Raw genomic sequence first — 24,182 nt, 5'->3', positions numbered from 1 at the left:
TTTTCGCTCGTCCCGGCATTCTTGGTGATCCTTTCCCTCGTCGTCGTGCCCGGTGGTCCGGCGCAGGCGGCGCCCGCGTTGGTCGCACCGCACATCACCGAGGTGTACTCCCGCGACACGGCCGCCGACGTGGTGTTCCTGCCCGCCAACCAGGACCGGAACCCGGCCGCGGAGTGGTCGGTCACCGTCACGGCCACGCCCGGCGGGAGGACCGCCGTGATCAACGACCGGACCAGGACCTCAGCCCGGGTGACCGGCCTGGTCAACGGCACGAAGTACACGTTCACGGCGGTCGAGACCGTCGCCGGGGTCGCGTCGCCCACGTCGCCGAGGTCGGAACCGGTGGTGCCCCGGGTCGCGCGCAGGCCGCTGCCGCCGACGATCGACTCCGTGCTCGGCCGCGACGGGAGCCTGGTGGTGCACTGGAACCCCGGCGCCGACCGGGGCGCGCCGATCACCGGTTACACGATCTCCGCCGCGCCGTCGGGCAAGAGGCTCACCGTCGCGGGCAACGTGCGCACCGCCACCCTCACCGGCCTCACCAACGGCGCTGCCCAGACCGTCTCGGTGGCCGCGAGCAACAAGATCGGCGCGGGCAAGGCCGCGACCAAGGGCAACGCCGTGCCGAAACCGCCCTACGCCCCGGGCAAACCGCAGTCCGTGTCGGCGTTGCCGGCGGCCAACGGCGTCCAGGGGTCGATGGACGTCACCTGGCACGCGCCGGTCGACGACGGCGGCGCGCCGATCACCTCCTACACCGTCACGGCGACACCCGGCGGCAAGTCGGTCACGCTCGACGGCGCCCAGCGCCAGGTGACGCTGACCGGACTGGACCCCCAGGCCCTGCACACCGTCACGGTGACCGCGGCCAACGGGGTGGGCAGCAGGCTGGACGCGGCCGGGACCGCCAAGGCCAAGTCCGGCTACAAGATCGGCGGGAAGACCGTCAAGCTGACCGTGAACAGCATGAACGCGATCAGCAGGGTCACCCACGACCGCGTGGTGTTCAACCAGGCCACCCCGCAGGTGAAGAACCTCAAGGCGGACCAGATCATCGTCGCCGAAGCCCGTCAGCCCCGGCCGCGCAAGGGCCTGCTGCGGAAGATCACCGAGGTGCGCACGTCCGGTGAGAAGGTCGTGCTGATGACCGCGGAGGCCAAGCTCCACGAGGCCGTGGAGACGTCCTCGCTGCACATCGCGCCCAAGACCGACTGGATGCAGGGCGGGCAGGCCCGGTCCCTGGTGCCCGGCGTCCGCGTCGACGCCGAGCCGATCGGCGGCAAGCTCGACCTGAGCGTGGCCTACAAGCCGCAGGTCTCCACGTCCCACGACAGCAAGGTCCAGGCCGAGGCCGAGCTCGGCTTCGAGGCCGCGCTGACCGGTGAGATCACGGTCACACCGGACTGGTCCGTGAACGTGGACACGTCGTGGTTCAGCCTCAGCAGCGCCTCGGTCAGCGCGACCGCCACCGTCAAGGCGTCGCTCGACGGCCGCTTCGCCGCGATGTTCTCCGGCTCGCTGGAGCCCGAGAAACCGCTGGTGGTGTACGACTTCTCGTGCTACACGATCTGGATCGGCTGGTTCCCGCTGGTGCTGTGCCCGAGGTTCACGCTCAGCGGCAAGCTGACCGCCGAGGGCTCGTTGGAGTTCACGTTCGCGGCCAGTTACGAGCAGGTCGTCGGCGGCAGCATCTCGTACAGCGCCGACACCGGCAAGTGGACACAGCAGTCGCTGACCACACCGGCGGTCACGAGCTTCGAGCCGCGTTTGGAGGCGAAAGCCCAGGTCAAGGTGGAAGTGCCGATCGAACTCAGCATCCTGCTCTACAACCTCGCCGGCCCCGGCCTGTACGTCACCCCGTCACTGGGCTTCGACGCCGACTCCAGCCGAACACCCTGGGGCAAGGTGGTGCTGGGCGTCGACGTGGGGCTGGCGTTCCACGTGCCGCTGCTCAGCCTGGACGAGAGCCTGAGCGTCTTCAAGCGCGACTGGACCGTGTGGGAGTCCAGCGGCACGCTCACCACCCTCAAGCTGGAACCGACCACCAGCAAGGTGAAACCGGGAGCGACCGTGCAACTGACCGCCGCGCCGGTCGGCTGCGCCAACAACCAGCCGACCACCTGGTCCCTCGGCCCGAACGCCCTGGGCAGTATCAGCGCCGGCGGTCTCTACACCGCACCCGCGACCGGCGCCGCGCACGACAAGGTGATCGCCACCAAGGCGGCCACCGGCACCTGCTCCTTGGCCACCGGCCACGCGTACGTCCACAGCGGAGTGGTCGCGCCGAGCGCGCCGCGGAACCTCACCTTCCGCCGGGACGGTGCGAACGTCGTGCTCAGCTGGTTGCCGCCGGTCGACAACGGGTACGAGGCGGTCACCTACCGCGTCGTCGTGTGCAAGTCGGCCGACTCCGACGACTCGTGCACGCTCCAGGAGGCGACCGCGGCCACGAATTTCACGATCGTGTCCGCCGCCGACAGCACCGACATGCCCGTCCGAGCGGCGGTGATGGCGCACAACAGCGCCGGCGACGGCCCACCCGCCGAGTACGTCAAGCTAGGCTGACCACGGCGCAAGGGGCGGGCGGCGCACCACGCCGCCCGCTCCCTGCCTGCGGATGCTGCCCGCTCGGGGCGCATCGGTGCAGGTATCGTGGTTGCTCGGCAGCGGCTCATGGCATCCGTCACACGGTCGTGCTGATACTCGGTGTGCACGACAGGGACGTGGACGGGGTCGACGGATGGGCGATGCGCAGAGCTCGGAGATGCGGCTGCGCGTGTTGGAGATGGTCACCGACAGCGCGCTTCGGAACCTCGACCTGGACAAGCTCTTCGACGTGCTGCTGTGGCAGGTGCGCGAGCTGTTCGCCGTCGACACCGTGACCGTCCTGCTGATCGACCCCGGCGGCCGGCAACTGGTGGTCAAGGCGACCACCGGTCTGGAGGCGGAGGTCGTCCAGGGCGTCCGGATACCGGTGGGGACGGGCTTCGCCGGGCAGGTGGCCCAGCGCCGCGAGCCGGTGTGGATCGAGCGCGTGGACGAGTCCACGGTGGTCAGCCCGCTGTTGCGGAAGCGGGGTCTGCGGACCCTGCTCGGCGTGCCGATGGTGGCCCAGGGGCACCTCACCGGAGTGCTGCACATCGGCAGCACCACGCCCCGGAAGTTCACCGACGAGGAGATCGAGCTGCTCCAGGTGGTCGCCGACCGGCTGGCGATGGCGGCGCACATGCACCGGTCGCGGGCCGAGCGGTCGGCAGCCGCCATGCTCCAGGACAGCCTCCTGCCCGAACGCCTGCCCGCCACCGACGGGTGGCGGCTCGCCGCCCGCTACGTCCCCGGCGCCGACAGCGGTGTCGGCGGCGACTGGTACGACGTGTTCGCGCTCCCCGGCGGGCGCATGGGTCTGGTGATCGGCGACGTCGCCGGCCACGGACTGCCCGCCGCGATCGTCATGGGACGCCTGCGCAGCGCGTTGCGCGCCTACGCGCTGGAGTTCGCCGATCCCGCGGAGGTGCTCGGGAAGCTCGACCGCAAGGCCAGCCACTTCGAGGACTACTCCATGGCCACGGTCGCCTACGCGGTCATCGACACGGAGACGTCCCGCATGGACCTCGCCCTGGCCGGTCACCTGCCGCCCGTCCTCGCCGTGCCGGGGCAGCCCGCTGCCTTCGTCACCGCACCGGTCGGCCCGCCCGTCGGCTACGACCTGGGCATCACCGGGAGGCGCAGCGTCGGCGTCGACGTGCCGACCGGTGCGCTGGTCGCCCTCTACACCGACGGGCTGGTGGAGCGGCGCGGGCTGGACCTGGACGACCGGCTGGAAGAGCTGCGGCAGGCGGTGGTCCCGGCGGCGCCGGAAGCGGCCTGCGTCCGGATCATGGCCGCCCTCGTCGGCGACCGGCCCGCCACCGACGACATCGCCGTGCTGGTGGCCCTGCACGCCGCCGAGCCGCAGGCGTCGTAACCCGCGATTCCCCGGCCGTCACGTCGGGACTGCGGCCGCGCCCGGCGGCTGACTTCGTTCGAAAGTTTCGAGAGTCGCCGGAGTATCGGGCTGCTCTACGCCCATCGCTGCGCCAGTTGGTGCCATGGGCTCCGTCGATCGCCAAGTGAGACTGGGCAGATGGCGTCGTTGACGGCCTGCTCATTGACATATTTCGCTGAATGGACCGAAACTTTAGATGAGATCGGTTCATGATCAGCGATCGGTGTTGCCGTCTCACGCACCCTGTCTCAAAGGAGAGCCCTGGTGATCATCAATTCTGGCCGGCCGAGAGCCCGAGCGGCGGTCGTCATGTTGGCGATAGCGGCGCTCACGCTCGCCGGAGCGGTGTTGGTCGTAGCGCGGACCAGCGCGGCCCAGGCCGCCGACGTGGGCGTCGCGGCCGCAGGTGTCGAGGATGACGGTGCGGACTGCCCGGTGTCGTTGCCGGGGTCGTTCCCGTCGAACTCGCAGTTGCCCGACCCGTTCACGAAGGTCAACGGGTCGCGGATCACGAGCAAGGCGGACTGGCGGTGCCGCCGGGCGGAGATCCGCGAACTGGCCGAACGCCACGTCTACGGCGACAAACCCGCCAAGCCCTCCGCCGTCACCGGCACCGTGTCCAGCAGCAACATCACCGTGAACGTCTCCCACAACGGCCGCAGCAGCAGCTTCTCCGCCCGCGTCGAACTGCCCGGCGGCACCGGACCCTTCCCCGCCGTCGTCGTGCTCGGCGGATTCGGCGCAGACACCGCCGCCATCAAAGCCGCCGGCGCCGCCGTCATCAACTACGACCCCTACGCCGTAGGCCGCGAAGGCACCCCCCGCAACAACAAACAAGGCGCCTTCTACAGCATCTACGGCGCCACCAGCAGCACCGGCATCATGATGGCCTGGGCCTGGGGCGTCAGCCGCATCATCGACGTCATCGAAACCTCCGGCGGCAACACCCTCAAAGCCGACGCCGTCGGCGTCACCGGCTGCTCCCGCTTCGGCAAGGGAGCCTTCGCCGTCGGCGTCTTCGACCAACGCATCGCCCTCACCATGCCCATCGAATCCGGCACCGCCGGCGTCCCCGTCTACCGCGGCATCCCCGGCGAAGGCGCCCAAAGCCTCAGCAGCGCCTACGGCGAACAACCCTGGTTCGGCGACGCCTTCAGCCCCTACACCGGCAACCCCAACAGCACCCCCATCGACACCCACCAACTCGTCGCCATGGTCGCCCCACGCGGCCTATTCATCATGGACAACCCCCACATCGCCAACCTCGGCCCCCGCTCCGCCGGCATCGCCGCCCTCGGCGGCGCCGAGGTCTACAAAGCCCTCGGCGCCGGCGCCAACATCACCTACTGGTCCGACGTCTCCGACGGCAGCCACTGCGCCAACCGCACCGAATGGCGCACCCCCCTCCAACAGAACATCCAGAAATTCCTGCACAAGACCGGCACCACCACCGGCACCATGCGCATCTCCAGCAAAGCCTCCGGCAACCTCGCCCAATGGCGCACCTGGCAAACCCCCACCCTGACCGACGGACCCACCACCACCACGACCACCACCACCACGAGCACCACGGGGACCACCACGACGACCACGACGACGTCGCAGCAACCCGGCCCCGGCAGCACCCTGGCCGCCGCCGCGAACCGGACCGGTCGTTACTTCGGGACGGCGGTCGCGGCGAACAAGCTGGGTGACTCCACCTACGTGGGCATCCTCAACCGTGAGTTCAAGATGGTCACGGCCGAGAACGAGATGAAGATCGACGCGTTGGAGCCGTCGCAGGGTCAGTTCACGTACACGAACGCGGATCGGATCGTGAACCACGCGCGTGCGCAGGGGATGCAGGTGCGCGGGCACACGTTGGCGTGGCACTCGCAGCAGCCGGGCTGGATGCAGAACATGTCGGGCACGGCGTTGCGCAACGCGATGCTGAACCACGTGACGCAGGTGGCGACGTACTACCGGGGCAGGATCCATTCGTGGGACGTGGTGAACGAGGCGTTCCAGGACGGTTCGTCGGGCGCTCGGCGTGACTCGAACCTCCAGCGCACCGGCAACGACTGGATCGAGGCGGCGTTCCGGGCGGCGCGGGCGGCGGATCCGGGTGCGAAGCTCTGCTACAACGACTACAACACCGACGACTGGACGCACGCGAAGACGCAGGCGGTGTACCGGTTGGTGCAGGACTTCAAGCAGCGTGGTGTGCCGATCGACTGCGTGGGGTTGCAGTCGCACTTCAACAGCCAGAGCCCGGTGCCGGCCAACTACCAGACCACGTTGCAGAACTTCGCGAACCTGGGTGTGGACGTGCAGATCACCGAGTTGGACATCGAGGGCTCGGGCAGCGCGCAGGCGCAGAACTACGAGCGTGTCGTGAAGGCCTGCCTCGCGGTGGCGCGTTGCACCGGTATCACGGTGTGGGGCATCCGGGACAGCGATTCGTGGCGCGCCTCGGGCACGCCGCTGCTGTTCGACAGCTCGGGCAACAAGAAGCCCGCCTACACCTCCACCCTCAACGCCCTCAACGGTGGCGTCGAGCCGACCTCCACCACCCCGACGACCCCGACCGACCCGACCACCACGACCACCAACCCGCCCGGCGGCAGCTGCACCGCGACATACTCGGAGGGGTCGAAGTGGAACGACCGCTTCAACGGTCAAGTGACCGTGTCGGGCACCGACAACTGGGTCGTCACCGTGACGGTGAGCCCACCGCAGAAGATCATCGCCACGTGGAACACCAGCGCGACCTGGGACAGTAGCGGCAACGTGATGACCGCCCGTCCCAACGGGAGCGGCAACTCGTTCGGCTTCACGATCCAGCACGGCGGCAACTGGACGTGGCCCAGCCTGACCTGCCGCGCCGGCTGACGGCCCGGTGACACGGGGGAGGCCCGCGCAACCCGCGCGGGCCTCCCACCGCCACGTCCTCGGGTAGCGGAGCATTCCGCGCGTTCCCGCCCCGCCGGCCCGTGGCCGCGTACCGGCGAGGGCTGCTTCACCCCGTCCCGCTCAAGTGCGCCACCAAGAATTCGGCCGTGTCGCCCATGACCTTGAGCTCGTTCGCCCGGTTGGCGAAACCGTGCCCTTCGTCCTCGTACACGTCGTAACGCACGTCGACCCCGCGCGCCCGCAAGGCGGCGACGATCTGGTCGCTCTCCGCCTTCACCACGCGCGGGTCGTTGGCGCCCTGGACCACGAACAGCGGCGCGGTGATCGCGTCGGCGTACGTGATCGGTGACCGCGCCAGCAGGAAGTCGGCCTCGGTGTCCGGATCGCCCACCGATTCGGCCATCGACGCACGCCACGTCTCGGGCACCGACCGGACCATCGTGAGCAGGTTCGAAGGGCCCACGATCGACACGCCCGCCGCCCACAGCGAAGGCAGCCGGGACAGGCAGGACAGCGCGGCGAAGCCGCCGTACGACCCGCCCCACACGCCGATCCGGGCCGGGTCGACCCAGTCCAGGCCGTGCAGGTACTTGACCGCGTGCTCGAAGTCGCCCAGCTCGTCGCCGCCGTAGTCGTGCGCGATCAGCCGCTGGTAGGTCTTGCCGTACCCGGTAGAGCCGCGCACGTTCGGCGCGAGCACCGCGATCCCCTGCGACACCAGGTACTGGTAGAGCCCGACGTAGTTGTACTGCGGCCGTTCCTGGGTCGCCGGCCCGCCGTGGATGGAGAGCACCACACCGCGAACACCGTCACCGCGAGGCCGGTACAGCCACGCGGGCACCTCGCGGCCGTCGTGCGTCGGGTAGTGCACCAGTTCCGGCTCGGCGCACGCCACCGATGGGGCGCTGGACGTCAGGTACCGCAACTCGTTCGCAGAAAGGTCGAGCGCGACCACCTCGGCCGGACGGCTGCCGGTGGTCAGCAGGAACGTCAGCACGTCACCCGCCACGGCCAGTGAGGCGATCACGCCCGAGGGCAGCTCTGGCGACGCCACCGGCTCACCGTCCCGCACCACGAACAGCCGTGAGATGCCGGCCTCGTTCACGGTCCACGCCCGCACCGCGCCGGAGGCCACCACCTGCTCGACGTCCCAGGGCGGAGCCACCTCGGTGGTCACACCGGTAGCCGGCGAGTACGAGCCCAGCGCCAGGAACTCGCGATCCGCGTTGTGCAGCAAGAGGAACCCGGAGTCGGTCCACGGCCCGGCGATGTGCAACCGCTGGTCCTCGTGCGCCGTCACGACCCGCAGCGGCGCGTCCGGCTCGTGCAGGTCGACGAGGCCGAGGTCGGTGTCCGTGACGCTGTGCATGCCGGACGTGAGCAGCCAACGGCCGTCCGGTGACACCGACACGGCGTGCAGCCTGGTGGCCGCGACGGACTCCACCCGGCGGACGGCACCGGTCTCCAGGTCCTGGACCAGCACGTCCTGCACGGCGGGGTCCCGGTCGTTGCCCGCGTAGACCACGCTCCGGCCGTCCGGCGTGAACGGCGTGACGGCTCGGAACTCGTGGATGGTCGACCCGAGCACGTGCTGGCAGGCGGCGTCGGTCAGCCGCCGGGGAGCGCCCCCGGCGGCATCGACGAGGTACAGCTGGAACTGCTCGTCGCCTTGGCGGTCGGCCGTGTACAGCAGGCTCTGGCCGTCCGGCGACCACGCCACCTGCCGCACGGAGTTGTCGGTGTAGTCGGTGATCCTGCGCGCCGGGCCACCGGAGACGGGTGACACGTACAGGTTGTTCGGTCCGTCGGGATTGGCGGCGTACGCCACGGACGCGCCGTCCGGCGACAGCGCGACGTTGGAGCGGAATCGTCGGCTCGGCGCGAAGTCGAGGTACTCGGTCATGGTCCCCCCTGGGCGTGGTCGGCCGTTCCGATCTTCCTCGACATCGGCCGACCGCACTGCGTATCAGGGTGATCAAAGGAGGTCCCTAGAGCGGACGGCCGGGGTTTCCGGTGGCGGTGCGATCAGACGTCGCTCGTGGCAGTGGCCGACGACGCGATGGCGCTGATCATGCCGATCGCGGCGGACCCGGCACCGATGCCGTCGAGCACGTACGACAGCTCGACGACGAGGTGTGGAAGACGAGCCCGCCCACGAGCGTCACCCCGACCGGAGCGGCCAGTCGCCGCCACGGCAACGCGGCCGTTCGGCGTCCTCCGGGCCGGGAGCGGGATGCCAGAGGTGCCGGGCGGCGAGCAGCGCCAGCGGCAGGCTCACCGCGTAGAGCCAGAACGGCGTCCGCCGGCCCGTCCGCCCAGGAGACCGCCCAAGGCGAAGAACACCGTGGCGGCCAAGGTCGTGCACACGGTCCGCAGCCCGAAAGTGGCGCTCACGCCGCGGGCCGTGGAAGTAGTCGGCCAGCACCGACAGGCAGCGCGACAACAGCAGCACGCGGGCCTGGGGTCGGCCGGCGGGACGACCCGTGGCGGGGTTGACGGGGCTCTTGAAGGGGTTGGCGGCGGATCCGCCGACCGGTCTGTCGACGGTTCGCGCGGGATGCGTGGCTGGATCCGACACGGGCTTCTCCGATGAGGTGCGCCTGCCGGTCCTCGGTCACCGGCATCACTGCCGACCCAGTCCCACCAGCGAGGACCCGACACGGGAATCACTTGTGCGGGCCCCGGCCATCCACGCGGTCTATGGCGGACGCCGTGGTGTTGATCCGGTCGGCCGCACGGCGCCGCGCTCCCGTCACATCCGACCACCGTGCCGCGAAACCGGCCGCCGCGAAGCCCCCGCAGTAACCGCGGCTACTCTCGGTGGGCTTTCACCGGCAAGAATTCCGGCCGGAGTGGTGTTCGAGTGGCGGCTCGCGCCTCGGGGGATTGCAGAGCGCCTGTCGAATCGTTCGCGATCACCCGCAGAATGCGGGCGGGACGTCCGTCCGGCTGACGTGCCGGGTGGAAGTGCCCGCGGAATGCGCCACGGCCGGCGGCGGGCCGGCTTCACGTCGGGATCGGCCTGCGGAGTGGTGTGCGGGTGCGCTCCGCACACCGCTGCGTCTTATTCTCGCGCGCAGCACCTCGACCGCCAGTTCGATCAGCGTCTGGTTGTTCACGGAGTTCGCCAATGGTGAGCGGGCGACCGTCCGGCGGACGATGTCCAGCGCGTTGTCGGCGTGTGGCGCGACCTCCGCCGCCAGTTCGGCCAACAAGGTGAGCGCGCCGGCCGCCGAAGTGCTGCGACCACCCGCCGCGAGCACCGCCCGAACGGCGTGCACCTCTACCGCGCCGTCCTCGTGGCACGACACGATGCCGCCCTCGACGGTCTCCGCCAGGAGGCCCGGCCGGCCGCGCAGCGCCTCGGTGACGGCGGGCTTCACCGGCATGACCTGGCTGAGCACCATGTCCGGTTCGAGCAGTGCCGCGACGGCGTCCAGCGACAGCCCGCAGCGCTGGAGGTACAGCACCTGGCGCATCCGGCTGAGGTGGTCGACCGTGTAGTGCGGCGCCCGGCCGATGCGCACGGGCGGTGGCAGCAGGCCGCGCGCGTGGTACGAGCGGATCGTCCGGGCGGTCAGCCCGATTGCGGCGGAGAATCCGTCCGCATTCATCAGCTGGAAATCACCCGGTCGACCGATGCTCGATCGTGTGCTCCGGTGGTGCCCTGCGACAAGAGTGGCGTCATGCACCGCAGTTCCCCCTTCGGACGTGCATCTCACCCATTGGGCGGAGCTTCCCCGACGGAAATACCGCGCTCCGCGAACGGCGGTCGTCCGGTTAGCAGTGTGCCAGTCGCCTCGTAAGCAAAACATAAGACCCGTGTATGGTGCCCCGTTCGGGCTAGTGGAATGAGGCGTCCGTGGAAGGGTTCGCTTCCGGGGCTTCCCCCGTCCGGGCCGCCGTGCTATGCGCGCGTATTTCACACCCGGCCCGCATTCCGGTCAGCCGGCAGTCTTCTCTTCCGTTTCATCGGGACCGGTGCCGCATTCATACATGCTGCTCCCCGTCCGGATTCATCCGACTTCACGGAAAGACAGGCCGCTGATGTCTACCACTTCTGCGAAGCGCTCGATGTTCGAGCAGGGGCTGAAAGCTCTGGTCGTCGCGCTGGCGTTCTTCGGCGCCACGTTCGGTGTCGCGCAGTCCGCCTCCGCCGCACCCGCCCAGCACACCGCCGTGGCGATCCAGGCCGTCGCGGCGGACTCCGCGCCGTCGATCGCGGCGTCGTGGTCCTGCACGAACTACTTCTACTCCAACGCCGTCGAGCGCTACTGCGACGTGTACTCCGGGAACCTCCGGTCGTACCTGTCGTGCAGCAACGGCTCCACGTACTACTCGGCCTGGGTCGGCCGGGGTTCGTGGCGGATCGTGCAGATCTGCCCGAGCGGCACCTCCAGGACCGGGTCCGGCGTCCAGACCATCGGCTGACCGTCCCGGGATCACGAGGCACGCGGTCCGGCGAGCGTTCACCGGACCGCGTGCCTTTCACGCGTCCGCCAACGCCGTCGTCGGCGCCAACCGCGCCGCGCGGACCGCCGGGTACAGGCCGGCGAGCACGCCGATCACCGCCGCCGCACCCACCCCGCCCAGCAACACCGGCACGGGCAGCACGGCGGGCCAGCCCTGCGTCACCGCGTACCCGGCCGTGACGGCGGTGCCCAGCAGCACACCCATCCCGCCGCCGAGGCCCGCGAGCACCACCGACTCGGCGAGGAACTGAACGCACACCTGACGCCTGGTCGCGCCCAGTGCCCGGCGGAGACCGATCTCCCGCCGCCGTTCGAGCACCGAGATCACCATCGTGTTCGCGACCCCGATGCCGCCCACCAGCAGCGCGATCCCGCCCAGCCCGAGGAACAGCGCCGAGTACGCCTTCTCGGTGATCCGCTGCGCGGCCAGGGCATCCGATGGCCTGCTGACCAGCACCTCGTTCGGACGGGCCGGGTTCACCGTGCGGCCGAGCACCGACTTCACGGCCTCGATCGCGTGGTCCGCGGCCCGCACGTAGATCAGCCCCGGCGTCCCGTCGAAGCCGAGGAACGTCTCCGCGGCGGACCACCCCACCAGCGCCGAGCTGTCGATCTCCGGCGCCAGCGGCACCGGGTCCAGCACGCCGACCACCACGAACTGCCGGTCGTCGATCCACACCACCGGCGCGGGCCGGTCGTCGCCCAGGGCCACGCCGAGCAGGTGCGCCGCGCGGTCGCCCAGCACCACAACCGGGTAGCGGTCGTCGGCAGGGCTGAGGAACGTGCCCTCGCGCACCCGCGCGTGCACCACGTCGAGGAGGTCGAGCCTGCTCGCCGAGACCCGGATGCCACCGGTCTCCTCGGACGGCACCAGGTCGCTGCGCCGCACCGACGCTTTCGTGACACCGGTGGCGCTGACCGCCTCCACGGGTCCGATCCGCCTGATCATGGCGACGGACTCGGGCGGCAGCTTGGCCTTGTCCGAGCCGAACAGGTCGCTGCCCGGCGCGACCGTGAGCAGGTTGGGCCCGAGTGCCGCGATCTGCGCGCGCAGCGCCTCCTGGTTCGACGCGGGGATGCCGACCACGGCGACCAGCGCGGCGATGCCGATGGCGATGCCCAGCGCGGCGAGGACCGTGCGGGCCATCCGGGCGCGGAGCCCGACCAGGCTCAGCACGGCCACGTCGCGCGCGGCGAGCCGGGTGGGGCGGGGCAGTCCGGGTCCGGTCACGACCGCCACCCCGTGTCCAGCCGGACGGCGCCGTCCAGCATCTCGACCCGCCGCGGCAGCGCTGCCGCCACCGACTGGTCGTGCGTGATCAGCACGATCGTGGTGCCCTCGCCGTTGAGCTCGTGCAGCAGGGACAGCACCTCGCCGCCCGACGCCGAGTCCAGGTTCCCGGTCGGCTCGTCGGCCAGCACGATCAGCGGCCGGTTCACCACCGCCCGCGCGATCGCGACGCGCTGCTTCTCGCCGCCGGACAGCTCGGAGGGCAGGTGGTCCGAGCGGTGCGAGAGCCCCACCCGTGCCAGCGACTCGTCGGCCCGCCTGCCGCGCTCCCGGCGCGGGACGCCCCGGTACACCTGGGCGGCCAGCACGTTCTCCCGTGCGGTCAGCCCGTCGACCAGGTGGAACTGCTGGAACACGAAGCCGATCCACCACGCGCGCAGCGCGGACAGCCGCCGGTCCGGGACCGTGCTGACGTCGTGCCCGTTGACCAGCACCCGGCCCGCGCTCGGGCGGTCCAGCGTGCCCATCAGGTGCAGCATGGTCGACTTGCCCGAACCGGACGGCCCGATGATCGCGACCATCTCGCCCTCGCCGACGCGGACCGACGCGTCCCGCAGCGCGTTCACGCCGCCGAGGTAGGTCTTCGACACCCGGTCCAGCTCCAACACGGCTGGGGCCATGAGGTCGTCTGTCATGAGGTCGTCACCACCTCTTGGCCGTCGGTCAACCCGGGACCGGAGACCTCGACCTTGCCGTCGGCGAACATGCCGAGCGTGACGGGGACCAGCCTGCGCCCGTCACCCTCCACGACCTCCACCGCGTAGCCGCCTTCGACGAGGGCCACCAAGGCCTGCACCGGCACCGCCAACACCTGCTGCCGCTGTTCTCCGTAGAGGACCACGCGCACCCGGCCCGATTCCGGTGCGGCTTCCGGGTCGTCCAGGCCGATGGTCAGCCGCAGCCCGTCGCCGTCCGGCTTCCCCTCGACCGCCTGCACCGCGCCGGGCACCGTGCGCTTGTCGGGGAGCACGACGTCGGCCTTCGCCCCGACCGGCGCGTACGCGCGGCGGGACTCGGCGAGCTCGACCAGGATCAGCCGCCCGGTGCCGGTGACCTTCATCAGCTCGCCGTCACCGGGACCGCCGGGTTGGGCGGTGAGGCTGTCCACCCGTACGGCGGCGGGGAGCACCACCACGTCCCCCACGGCGAGGACACCGTCGGCTTCGAGCCCGATCGCCTTCTGCCACTTCTTGAGCGCGCGGGTGGTGGCCGGGCCGAACTTGCCGTCCGGTGTGCCGAAGTCGGTGTGGCCGAGGGCGGCCAGGTTCTCCTGGAGCTCCTTGACGTCCGGGCCGGCGGGCACGCCCTGCTTGATCTCGCGGTAGTGGGGAGTCGCGCCGATGAGCAGCGGGACGGGGGTCGCGTTCACGGCGTAGAGGGTTTGGCCCCGGTCGACCCGCGTGCCCGGCGCCGGCAGCCAGGTGATCGTGCCGGACTTGCGTCCGGCGAGGGCGGTTGCCGGGCCGTGGCCGGACTCGCCGTCGACCCGGATGCGGTCGACCAGGTCGGTCCGGGTGACCTCGGCCGTGGCGGGCGGGCGACCGGCCGCCGGTGGCGGTGCCGCGGACTCCGCGGCAAGCCGGGTAACCACGACAACACCGCCAGTGGCAACGACACCAAGCACGACAAGCACGACCAACCACCGCCGCCGCCGTCTCCGCCGCGCGACGCCCGGACCTCCCGGCGCGCCCGCACCGGACTCGGCACCCCGCCCTTCGGCACCTCTCTCAGCGACGGCCCGCTCGCCACCCGCCTCCTCGTCGGCCTCCTGCCCGGCGAGCGCCAACCCGGCTGGTTCCAGCCCGGCTGGTCCCTGGACGGCCAGTTCCTGCCCGGCGGCATCCTGGCCGGCAAGCGCCTGGCCAACTTTTGTCCGCTCGATGGGCTCCCGGCCGGAGGTCGCCTGGCTCGCCGGTTCCGGCTCGACAGGTGGCCGGCCACCGGGTGGGTGGTGTGCGGGTGCCTGTTCAACGGGCGTTCGGTCCGCCGGTGTCCGGTCCGCAGTCGTGTGGCGTGCGGGCATTCGGTCTGCGGGTGCCTGGCCGGCGGGGGAGTGCCGACCAGGCACCGCGTCGACGCCGGACCTCGATCCGGTCGTCGGCTCCGGTCCACCCGGCTCACCCTGCGTCGGCTCGCCGTGCGCCGACTCGGCCTGCCGATCACCGTTGCCGGGTACCGCACCGCGGTGATCAGGGCGGAGTCGTTCGGTGGCGGCGTCGAGGCCGTCAGGTGGCTCCAACCGCGCGGAAAGTCCTCGATCGTGTGACACCGAGTCGGTCACCGGGAACCCCCTGGCACCGGTCCGCCGGTCTGCCGCGAGCAGTCGGCCATCATCTCGCGCGTCGCCGGGTCGTTCACGTCGATTCCCTGAGGAATCGGGGTGACCCCTTCACCGCCGAGCGCATTCGGGTCCGGGTCGGGGTACTCGACACCCTTGTCGCGCATGCATTTGGCGAACTCGCGCGCCTGTTGCAGCGCTTCCTCGCCCAACGGTTTCGGCGCTCCACCATCGGGCAGGAATTGGCGGCACTTCTCCAGCGCCTCCTGCTGCGTCTGCTGGTCGGCGGGCGACGACGTGCCCTGCGAGGTGCCGTCGCCGCCTTCGTCGTCTGGCGTGCCGCCGGCGTTGAGGTCGACACCGTTGTCCAGCATGCACTTGGTGAACTCGTCCTGCCCCTGGTCGCCCGGTGGGGCCTGGCCGGGGCTCGTGGAGACCGGCGTGGAGATCGAGGCGACCTCCGGCCGCGCGCCGTCCGCGGCGCAACCCCCGACCAGCAATGCGAACGCGGCGACGAGTGGGAACATGGCCATTCGAGCATTCATGGGTCGTCTCCCGGTGCGAATGAACGATGTCCGCCAAGTTCTACCGATCGGGCTATCTGTGGGCCGTAAGGGTCGTCCTTATGGCCTGCTTATGGCTCCTTGAGCACAATGAGCCGCATGCGAGTTCTGGTGGTAGAGGACGAGGTGATGCTCGCCGAGGCGATCGCCGAGGGCCTGAGACAGCAGGCGATGGCGGTCGACGTGTGCTTCGACGGCGCCGCCGCCACCGAGCGGGTGGCGCTGACCAGCTACGACGTGGTGGTGCTCGACCGCGACCTGCCCAGCGTCCACGGCGACGAGGTGTGCCGCACGATCATCGCCGGGCACAACGACACGAGGGTGATCATGCTGACCGCGGCGCGCAACGTGATGGAGCGCGTCCACGGCCTGGGCATCGGCGCGGACGACTACCTGACCAAACCCTTCGCGCTCGCGGAGCTGGTGGCCAGGGTGCAGGCGCTGGGCCGGCGCGCCCGGCCCGCCCTGCCGCCGGTGCTGCGGTGGGCCGGCATCGAGATGAACGTGCCGCGGCACCAAGTTCTCCGCGAGGACAGGTTCATCCACCTGTCCCGCAAGGAGTTCGCGGTCCTGGAAGTGCTGATGCGCGCGGACGGCGCCGTCGTCAGCGCCGAGGAGCTCCTGGAGCAGGCATGGGACGAACACGTCGACCCGTTCACCAACGCGGTCCGGGTGACGATGATGACGCTGCGCAAGAAGCTCGGGCAGCCGGCGGTGATCCGGACGGTGCCGGGAGTGGGGTACCAGTTGGCCGACTGAGCCGCTGGCGGCTGACGTTCCGCACCAGGCTGTCGCTGCTGATCGGCGCCATGCTGCTGGTCAGCGGCGCCTTGCTGCTCGGCGTGAACTACCTGCTGGTGCGCTCGGCGTTGCCGGTGCCCAACAGCGCGCCCACGACGACGACACCGCTGGCGGTCAGCGAACCGCAGCTGATCCCCGACGACCCGGTCGGTTCGCAGGCCCAGGTGAGCGAGATGAACATCGCCCAGTACCGGGCCGACGTGCTGCGGACGCTGCTCGTGCAGTCGGGCATCGCGTTGGTGGGTTCGGCGGTGGTCGCGCTGCTGCTCGGCCGCCTGGCCGCCGCGGGCATGCTGAGGCCGGTGCACCAGGTGGTCGCCGCCGCACGCCGGCTCGGCGCGGACAACCTGCATCAGCGCATCCGCCTCACGGGGCCGAAGGACGAGCTGACCGAGCTGGCCGACACCTTCGACCAGATGCTGTCCCGGCTGGAGAAGTCCTTCGACAGCCAGCGCCGGTTCGTGGCGAACGCCTCCCACGAGCTGCGCACCCCGCTGGCCACGCAGCGGACCCTGGTGGAAGTGGCGATGGGCAAGCCGGGTGACGGCGCGTCGTTGCGCGAGCTGGGCGAACGGCTGCTGGTGATGAACGCCCGCAGCGAAGCCCTGATCGAGGGCCTGCTGGTGCTGGCGAGCAGCGACCAAGGCCTCGAACACCCGGAGGACATCCGGCTGGACCAGGTGGTGGCGCGGGTGGTCGGGGCGTGCCGCCAGGCGTTCGTCGACGCGGCGGTGAGCGTGCACACGACCTTGGAGCCGAGGGTGGTGCGCAGTGATCCCGTCCTGCTGGAGCAGTTGGTGCGCAACCTCGTCGACAACGCGGTCAAGTACAACAACCACGGGGCGATCTGGGTCCGGGTGGGCGGGTCGCCCGCGCTGGAGGTGGCCAACACCGGCCCGCACGTGCCGAAGGACAAGATCCCGATGCTGTTCGAGCCGTTCGTGCAGTTGCGCCGCGAGCGCGTGGCGGCGAACCAGGGCGTGGGTCTCGGCCTGTCGATCGTCCAGTCCATCGCCCGCGCCCACGGCGGTTCCGTCCAGGCGTCACCTCGCCGGGACGGTGGCCTGGTGGTCGGTGTGTCGCTGCCCTGAGCGCCTTCCACGCCACGACCGCGACGACGACCACCCCGGCCGAGGCGGAGTTCGCCGGGCGCCACCCGCGGCACCCGAGCCGGTCGCGGATCTAGTGGGAGCCCGCGAGGTGTCCGGTGAGCTTGCTGTGGAGTTGTTCGCTGTCCGGGTTGAGGCCGATGATCTCGGCCTCGATGCCGCGTGAGGCGAACTTCGCGGTGACGGCGTCGAGCGTGGCGACCGCCGAGCTGTCCCAGACGTGCGCGTCGGACAGGTCGATCACGACCTTGGTGACGGTGTCGGTGTAGTCGAACGAGTGCATCAGTTCGTTGGTGGAGGCGAAGAACAGCTCACCCGTGACGGCGTACACGCGGATCGTGCCGTCGGGGTCCAGCACGCTGGAGACGTCGACCAGGTGCGCGACGCGGCGGGCGAAGAAGATGGCGGCGAGCAGCGCGCCGGCGACGACGCCGAGGGCCAGGTTGTGGGTCGCCACGACCGTGCCGACGGTGACCACCATGACCGCGGTCTCGCTGCGGGGGGCGTGGCGCAGCGACTTCGGCTTGATGCTGGACCAGTCGAACGTGCTCACCGACACGAAGACCATCACCGCGACGAGGGCGGCCATCGGGATCAGCGAGACGACCGGACCGAGGGTGAAGACCAGGACCAGCAGGAACAGGCCGGCGGCCAGCGTGGACAGCCGGGTGCGACCGCCGGACTTGATGTTGATGATGGACTGGCCGATCATCGCGCAGCCCGCCATGCCGCCGAGGAAGCCGGTGGCGATGTTGGCGATGCCCTGGCCGCGGACCTCCACGCCCTTCTTCGAACCGGTGTCGGTGAGGTCGTCGAGCAGCTGCGCGGTCAACAGGGACTCGACCAGGCCGACCACGGCCAGCGTCAGCGCGTAGGGCGCGATGATCGTCAGCGTTTCCAGCGTGAACGGGACCATCGGCAGGCCGAAGAACGGCAGGGCGTCGGGCAGGTCGCCCATGTCGCCGACGGTGGGCACGGCGATGTTCAGGAACACCGTCAACGAGGTGATGACCACGATCGCCACCAGCGGCGCGGGGATGACCTTGATGAGCCGGGGGAGGAGGTAGATGATCGCCAGCCCGAGCACGACCAGGCCGATCACCGGCAGGCCGCCGGCGGTGATGTGCGGGATCTGCGCGGTGAACAGCAGGATGCCCAGCGCGTTGACGAAGCCGACCATGACCGTGCGGGGCACGAAGCGCATCAGCTTGTGCACGCCGATCATCCCGAACACGATCTGGAACGCGCCGGTGAGGATGGTGGCGGCGAACAGGTACTCCACCCCGTGGTCACGTACCAGCGGCACCATGACCAGGGCCATCGCGCCCGTGGCGGCGGAGATCATGCCGGGGCGCCCACCGGAGAACGCGATGATGATCGCGATGGTGAACGAGGCGTAGAGGCCGACCTTCGGGTCGACGCCCGCGATGATCGAGAACGACAGCGCCTCGGGGATCAGCGCCAGGGCGACGACCAGGCCGGACAGCAGGTCGGCGCGCGGGTTGGCGAACCAGTTGACGCGGATCCTCGACAGCAGGGAAGGACGTGCGGGCGCCTCGAACGAGGACAATCAACACCTCGGGACTTGTGCGCGAGCAGGCAGGTGCGACTCGCGTGGTGAGCAAGGGTGCCCGACGCGTTGTGGCGCGCACGGGGAAGTCATGCGGGCAGCGGCTTCTCCGGCGCGACCACGACGAACTCTACCCTGACGTGACAGTAGATCCCAGGGCGGGTGGGCCGACCGTGACCAAGCTCTCCGCGCGTGCCTGCCTGCTGACCCTCATGCCTCGATGACGACGGGGATGACGACGGGGCGGCGGCGGTAGGTGCGTTGTGCCCACATCTGGACTTCGCGGGTGATGAGGCGTTCGAGTTGTTCGATGTCCTTGATGCCGCGTTCGGCTGCGGTGGCGAGGGATTTTTCGATGGCGGTGGTGGCGGGGGTGAAGGTGGTGGGGTGGTGTTCGAAGCCGTGGGCGATGTAGTCGGGTTGTTCGGTGAGTTGGCCGGTGTCGGTGTCGATGAGGGCGACGATGGTGATGACGCCTTCTTCGCCGAGGGTGCGGCGTTGGGCGAGGGAGGCTTCGGTGACGCCGCCGACGGTTTGTCCGTCGACGTAGATGTTGTGGATGTCGATGTGGCCGGTGAGGGTGATGCGGCCGTCGTGGAGGTCGAGGACGTCGCCGTTGGCGGCGATGGGGACGCGGGTGCGGTCGACGCCGGTGCGGACGGCGAGTTCGGCGTTGGCGCGGAGGTGTCGGGCTTCGCCGTGGACGGGCAGGACGTTGGCGGGTTGGACGATGTTGTAGCAGTAGACGAGTTCGCCGGCGCTGGCGTGGCCGGAGACGTGGACTTTGGCGTTGCCTTTGTGGACGACGTTGGCGCCGCGGTCGGTGAGGCCGTTGATGACGCGGTAGATGGCGTTCTCGTTGCCGGGGATGAGGGAGGAGGCGAGCAGGACGGTGTCGCCTTCCTCGACCTGGATGGTGTGGTCGCCGCCGGCCATGCGGGACAGGGCGGCCATGGGTTCGCCCTGGGAGCCGGTGCAGACGAGGGTGACCTGGCGTGGGGGGAGTCGGTCCATGCGTTTGATGTCGACGACGAGGCCGGGTGGGACTTTGAGGTAGCCGAGTTCGGTGGCGACGGCCATGTTGCGGACCATGGAGCGGCCGACGAAGGCGACTTTGCGGCCGTGGGTGTGGGCGGCGTCGAGGACTTGTTGGATGCGGTGGACGTGGCTTGCGAAGCTGGAGACGATGACGCGGCGGGGGGTGGTGCGGAAGACTTCGTCGATGGCGGGGGCGAGGTCGCGTTCGGCGGTGGTGAAGCCGGGGACGTCGGCGTTGGTGGAGTCGACGAGGAAGAGGTCGACGCCTTCTTCGCCGAGGCGGGCGAAGCCGCGTAGGTCGGTGATGCGGCCGTCGAGGGGGAATTGGTCCATTTTGAAGTCGCCGGTGTGCAGGACGAGGCCGGCGGCGGTGCGGATGGCGATGGCGAGGCCGTCGGGGATGGAGTGGTTGACGGCGAGGAATTCGAGGTCGAAGGGGCCGCGGGTGAGTTCCTGGCCTTCGGCGACTTCGACGGTGAGGGGGGTGATGCGGTGTTCGACGAGTTTGGCGGTGAGCAGGCTGAGGGTGAGGCGGGAGCCGATGACGGGGATGTCGGGGCGTTCGCGCAGGAGGTAGGGGACGCCGCCGATGTGGTCCTCGTGGCCGTGGGTGAGGACGACGGCGACGATGTCGGGGAGGCGTTCGCGCAGGCTGGTCCAGTCGGGGAGGATGACGTCGACGCCGGGTTGGTGTTCTTCGGGGAACAGGACTCCGCAGTCGACGACGAGGAGTTTGCCGTCGTGCTCGAACACGGTCATGTTGCGGCCGATTTCACCGAGCCCTCCCAGGGCGGTGACGCGCAGCGCGTCGGCGGCGAGGGGCGGCGGAGGGGCGGAGGTTCGAGCCATGGTCACACCCTCACGCTACGTGAGGGTGGGGTGGCGGGTGAAATCGTGCACCCTGTCGGGTGGGGTGTTCAGGTCGCCGGGAGGCGCGCGCCTGGAGTGTCCAGGGCCGCCGGGAAGTGGGCGCGTGGAGTGTTCACGCCACTGGCAGGTGGGCGCGCAGGGTGTCGGCGAACTCCTCCGCGATGCGCAACTGGGCCCGCAGTTCCTCGCAGCGCTGCTCGGCGGCGGTGTGGAACCCGGCCAGCCGGTCCAGGTGCGCGGTCCGATCGGCGTCCTCGGTCGTGGTGAGGGCGTCGAGGATGGTCAGGAGCTCGCGCATCTCCTCCAGCTGGAACCCCAGCGGCTTCATGCGCTTGATCACGCCGAGGCGGTCGACGTCGGGCTGGGTGTAGAGCCGGAACCCGCCCTGGCTGCGCGCGCTGGGCACGACCAGGCCGACTTCCTCGTAGTAGCGGATCGTGCGCAGCGACAGACCGGTTCGTTCGGCCACCTCGCCGATCTGCATGTGACCGCCCACCAGACCCCTTCCGACGTCGGACGTTCCGTCCAGACTACAGTAACGTGAGGGTAGACTTCAGTGGGTACCAGTTGAACTCGGGAGAACACGCATGACCACCGCACATCCGGTGACCGCCTCGTCCGCCGATGTGCTGCGGGAGGCGGGCCGGCGGCGCACGTTCGCGGTGATCAGCCACCCGGACGCGGGCAAGTCGACGCTGACCGAGGCGTTGGCGCTGCACGCCAGGGTGATCTCCGAGGCCGGAGCGGTGCACGGCAAGGCCGGGCGGCGCGGCGTGGTGTCGGACTGGATGGAGATGGAGAAGGCCCGTGGGATCTCCATCACCTCCGCGGCGCTGCAGTTCTCCTACGGGGACGCGGTGGTCAACCTGCTCGACACGCCCGGTCACTCCGACTTCTCCGAGGACACCTACCGGGTGCTGGCGGCCGTGGACTCGGCGGTGATGCTGCTGGACGCGGCCAAGGGCCTGGAGCCGCAGACGCTCAAGCTGTTCGACGTGTGCCGCCACCGCGGCATCCCGGTGATCACCTTCATCAACAAGTGGGACCGACCGGGCCGTGACGCGCTGGCGCTGTGCGACGAGCTGGTCGAGCGGATCGGGCTCCAGCCCATGCCGCTGACCTGGCCGGTCGGCGACGCCGGCCACTTCCGCGGTGTGCTGGACCGCCGCGACGGGCAGTTCATCCGCTACGCGCGGACCGCCGGCGGCGCCACGGCCGCGGCTCAGGAACGGCTCAGCGCCGCCCAGGCGGAGGCCGAGGAGGGCGCGGACTGGGTCCGCGCGGTGGAGGAGGACGAGTTGCTGTCCGCCTCGGGCGGCGACTTCGACCTCGCGCGCTTCCTCGACGCCACCGCCACGCCGGTGCTGTTCGGCTCCGCGGTGCTGAACTTCGGCGTGAAGCACCTGCTGGACCTGCTGGTCGAACTCGCGCCGAAGCCCACGCCCCGGCCGGACGTCCAGGACCGGCCGCGCGAGCTGGACGCGCCGTTCTCGGCGTTCGTGTTCAAGGTCCAGACCGGCATGGACCCCTCGCACCGCGACCAGGTCGCCTTCGCCCGCGTCTGCTCCGGCGTGTTCGAGCGCGGCATGGTGGTCACCAACGCCACCACCGGGAAGCCGTTCGCCACCAAGTACGTCCAGCAGGTCTTCGGCCAGCAGCGCTCGACCCTGGACACCGCCTACCCGGGCGACGTGATCGGCCTCGTCAACGCCACCGCGCTCCGCGTGGGCGACACGCTCTACACGGACAAGCCCGCGGTGCGGTTCCCCGGACTGCCCAGCTTCGCGCCGGCCCACTTCGCGGTCGCCCGCCCGGCCGACCTGAGCCGTTCCAAGCAGTTCCGCAAGGGCATCGAGCAGCTGGAGTCCGAGGGCGTCGTGCAGATCCTGCGCTCCCTGCGCCGCGGTGAGGCCGCGCCGGTGTTCGCCGCGGTCGGACCGATGCAGTTCGAGGTCGCCGCCCACCGCCTGGTCGCCGAGTTCAAGTCACCGGTCCGCCTGGAACCCCTGCCCTACACGGTGGTGCGCCGGCTGACCGACCCCGCGCACCGGTCGTTGGTCGACGGGAACCGCAGCGAGGTCCTGACCCGCACCGACGGCGTCGACCTCGCCCTGTTCACCGACTCCACCACCCTGGGCGTCCTGCGCCGCCTGCACCCCGAGGTCGTGGGGGCGCTGGAACCCCTCGTCGCCGGCAACACGTGATCCCCGGCCGGCGGCGTCACTTGCCCCGCAGGGCGAGCCGCCAGCCGAGCACCGCGCCGGCCACGGCCAGCAGCACGGTCTCCGCGATCGGCGCCCCGCCTCCGGTGACGTCCGGTCCGGCGATCAGCCCTTGCCAGGTCAGCACGGCCCCGGTCGCCAACGTGATGACCAGGCCGGTCACGGCGAGAGCCGCGGCCGGGCGGGACGGCACCGGTGCACCGGTGAGCCAGCGACGGGTGACCGGAGCGGCGGCGGCGGCCAGCGCCGGTGCGACGTGGTAGGTGGTCGTGGGCATCCGGACCACGAGCAGCACCCACAGCAGCGCGAACCCGAGCGACGCCGCCACCGGTTGCCACCGAGGAGTCCTCGGCTCGGTGGCCGGCAGCTCGGGGGAGTGTTCGCGGACGGCCGCCAGCACCTGGTCCATGTCGGGGTTGACCATGGCGTGCGTGCCGACGAACACGGTGGGCACGGTCTCGTTGCCGTCCGCGACCGAACGCACCCGCGCCGCGGCCTCCGGGTCCTCCCAGATGTTGACCTCCCGCAGCGGGAGCCCACTGCGCCGCAGCGGCCCGCGCAGGGCCAGGCAGAAGGGGCAGCCGGGTCGCCAGTAGAACTCGACCACCGTGTCGTCACCGCTCATGCGAAGGTACCCAACCAGGTCGTCGACGAGTACAACGGCACGGAGGCGACCACCCCGAGCCGCCGCCACCGGCGCGTGTCGGCCGCAGGTTTCTCCTTCATCGCGCACCACCCAATCACGCCGGGAAGCGGTCGAGGAGTCCGGGGCATCCACCCCGACCCCGGACCGCGCCGGGTGGCCGTCCTCAGGCGCACGGGAACCGCTCGGCCGCCGCGTCGACACCGGAGGGATGTCGCCTCGCGCGCCGGCGCGCCGACGTGCTCGTACGTGGTGGGCGCGTTGGTCCGCGACCACACCTCGATGCGGTCCCAGCGGCCGTCGACGTCGTGTGACGTTCGATCATCGTGCCCACGACCGCCATCCGTTGTCGGCGAACTGCCCGCAAGGGGCAGTGCCGGCGGTCGCCGTCCAACTCCTGGCGCTGCGCGCGCGACGGCGCGGCGGTGCTCAACGCCGACGTGCGGCT

Annotated in this window: 17 protein-coding genes and 1 pseudogene; 8 read left to right on the top strand and 10 right to left on the bottom strand. The window is 70.5% G+C overall.

Annotated elements, in window-relative coordinates:
* Positions 1–24: 24 nt before the first annotated feature.
* The 3 genes from ACRAKI_RS22885 (at position 25) to ACRAKI_RS22875 (ending at position 6,856) form a co-directional block, all read left to right on the top strand.
* Positions 25–2,565 carry a fibronectin type III domain-containing protein gene (locus ACRAKI_RS22885; protein WP_447002553.1) on the top strand — a complete coding sequence of 847 codons (2,541 nt, stop codon included), beginning with the start codon at positions 25–27 and terminating at the stop codon, positions 2,563–2,565.
* Between the two features lie 175 nt (positions 2,566–2,740).
* Entirely contained in the window at positions 2,741–3,964 is a 1,224-nt protein-coding gene (locus ACRAKI_RS22880) for a PP2C family protein-serine/threonine phosphatase (protein WP_447002552.1), read from the top strand.
* Between the two features lie 285 nt (positions 3,965–4,249).
* On the top strand, positions 4,250–6,856 hold the full coding sequence (locus ACRAKI_RS22875; protein WP_447002551.1) for an endo-1,4-beta-xylanase: 2,607 nt from the start codon (positions 4,250–4,252) through the stop codon (positions 6,854–6,856).
* 127 nt (positions 6,857–6,983) lie between these two features.
* Here ACRAKI_RS22875 and ACRAKI_RS22870 read toward each other — a convergent pair whose 3' ends face one another.
* Positions 6,984–8,780, bottom strand: a complete 1,797-nt coding sequence (locus ACRAKI_RS22870; RefSeq protein WP_447002550.1) for a S9 family peptidase — start codon at positions 8,778–8,780, stop codon at positions 6,984–6,986.
* 1,012 nt (positions 8,781–9,792) lie between these two features.
* Complete coding sequence (locus tag ACRAKI_RS22865; RefSeq protein ID WP_447002549.1) at positions 9,793–10,491, bottom strand: MerR family transcriptional regulator; 699 nt, start codon at positions 10,489–10,491, stop codon at positions 9,793–9,795.
* A gap of 433 nt (positions 10,492–10,924) precedes the next feature.
* Between ACRAKI_RS22865 and ACRAKI_RS22860 the strand changes: the two genes are divergently transcribed.
* Positions 10,925–11,308, top strand: a complete 384-nt coding sequence (locus ACRAKI_RS22860; RefSeq protein WP_447002548.1) for a hypothetical protein — start codon at positions 10,925–10,927, stop codon at positions 11,306–11,308.
* Positions 11,309–11,365: 57 nt separating this feature from the next.
* On the opposite strand, the gene ACRAKI_RS22855 is transcribed toward ACRAKI_RS22860, so the two are convergent.
* Genes ACRAKI_RS22855 through ACRAKI_RS22845 form a run of 3 tightly spaced genes read right to left on the bottom strand, consistent with a single transcriptional unit; the run spans position 11,366 to position 14,009 of the window.
* Positions 11,366–12,580, bottom strand: a complete 1,215-nt coding sequence (locus tag ACRAKI_RS22855) for an ABC transporter permease (RefSeq protein WP_447002547.1) — start codon at positions 12,578–12,580, stop codon at positions 11,366–11,368.
* Complete coding sequence (locus ACRAKI_RS22850) at positions 12,577–13,260, bottom strand: ABC transporter ATP-binding protein (RefSeq protein ID WP_447008486.1); 684 nt, start codon at positions 13,258–13,260, stop codon at positions 12,577–12,579. Before ACRAKI_RS22850 ends, ACRAKI_RS22855 begins: the two co-directional genes overlap by 4 nt.
* 11 nt (positions 13,261–13,271) lie before the next feature.
* Positions 13,272–14,009, bottom strand: coding sequence for a peptidoglycan-binding protein (locus tag ACRAKI_RS22845; protein WP_447002546.1), 738 nt, complete (start codon positions 14,007–14,009; stop codon positions 13,272–13,274).
* A gap of 96 nt (positions 14,010–14,105) precedes the next feature.
* On the opposite strand from ACRAKI_RS22845, the gene ACRAKI_RS22840 reads away from it, so the two are divergent.
* Positions 14,106–14,906: a hypothetical protein gene (locus ACRAKI_RS22840; protein WP_447002545.1), complete on the top strand. Its 801-nt coding sequence runs from the start codon at positions 14,106–14,108 to the stop codon at positions 14,904–14,906.
* 11 nt (positions 14,907–14,917) lie between these two features.
* Here the strand turns inward: ACRAKI_RS22840 and ACRAKI_RS22835 are convergent, their stop codons facing one another.
* Entirely contained in the window at positions 14,918–15,451 is a 534-nt protein-coding gene (locus ACRAKI_RS22835) for a hypothetical protein (RefSeq protein ID WP_447002544.1), read from the bottom strand.
* 129 nt (positions 15,452–15,580) lie between these two features.
* On the opposite strand from ACRAKI_RS22835, the gene ACRAKI_RS22830 reads away from it, so the two are divergent.
* Positions 15,581–16,240 (top strand): response regulator transcription factor, encoded by a 660-nt coding sequence (locus ACRAKI_RS22830; protein ID WP_447002543.1) that lies wholly within the window; start codon positions 15,581–15,583, stop codon positions 16,238–16,240.
* 50 nt (positions 16,241–16,290) lie between these two features.
* A complete protein-coding gene (locus tag ACRAKI_RS22825; RefSeq protein WP_447002542.1) occupies positions 16,291–17,373 on the top strand; it encodes a sensor histidine kinase in 1,083 nt (360 codons plus the stop codon).
* Positions 17,374–17,464: 91 nt separating this feature from the next.
* Here the strand turns inward: ACRAKI_RS22825 and ACRAKI_RS22820 are convergent, their stop codons facing one another.
* The 3 genes from ACRAKI_RS22820 to ACRAKI_RS22810 all read right to left on the bottom strand — a co-directional run bounded on the left by ACRAKI_RS22820 (position 17,465) and on the right by ACRAKI_RS22810 (position 21,353).
* Positions 17,465–18,961 (bottom strand): SulP family inorganic anion transporter, encoded by a 1,497-nt coding sequence (locus tag ACRAKI_RS22820; protein WP_447002541.1) that lies wholly within the window; start codon positions 18,959–18,961, stop codon positions 17,465–17,467.
* A gap of 210 nt (positions 18,962–19,171) precedes the next feature.
* Positions 19,172–20,848: a ribonuclease J gene (locus ACRAKI_RS22815; protein ID WP_447002540.1), complete on the bottom strand. Its 1,677-nt coding sequence runs from the start codon at positions 20,846–20,848 to the stop codon at positions 19,172–19,174.
* Positions 20,849–20,981: 133 nt separating this feature from the next.
* Positions 20,982–21,353 (bottom strand): MerR family transcriptional regulator, encoded by a 372-nt coding sequence (locus tag ACRAKI_RS22810; RefSeq protein WP_447002539.1) that lies wholly within the window; start codon positions 21,351–21,353, stop codon positions 20,982–20,984.
* Positions 21,354–21,456: 103 nt separating this feature from the next.
* Here ACRAKI_RS22810 and ACRAKI_RS22805 point away from each other — a divergent pair, with 103 nt between their 5' ends.
* Positions 21,457–23,073, top strand: a complete 1,617-nt coding sequence (locus tag ACRAKI_RS22805; RefSeq protein ID WP_447002538.1) for a peptide chain release factor 3 — start codon at positions 21,457–21,459, stop codon at positions 23,071–23,073.
* Positions 23,074–23,455: 382 nt separating this feature from the next.
* Here ACRAKI_RS22805 and ACRAKI_RS22800 read toward each other — a convergent pair.
* Positions 23,456–23,716: pseudogene (locus ACRAKI_RS22800) on the bottom strand (glutaredoxin domain-containing protein); the annotation flags it as partial.
* Positions 23,717–24,182 lie beyond the last annotated feature (466 nt).

This window comes from Saccharothrix isguenensis, assembly GCF_052936305.1.
This window is presented reverse-complemented; position numbering and strand designations above follow the sequence as displayed.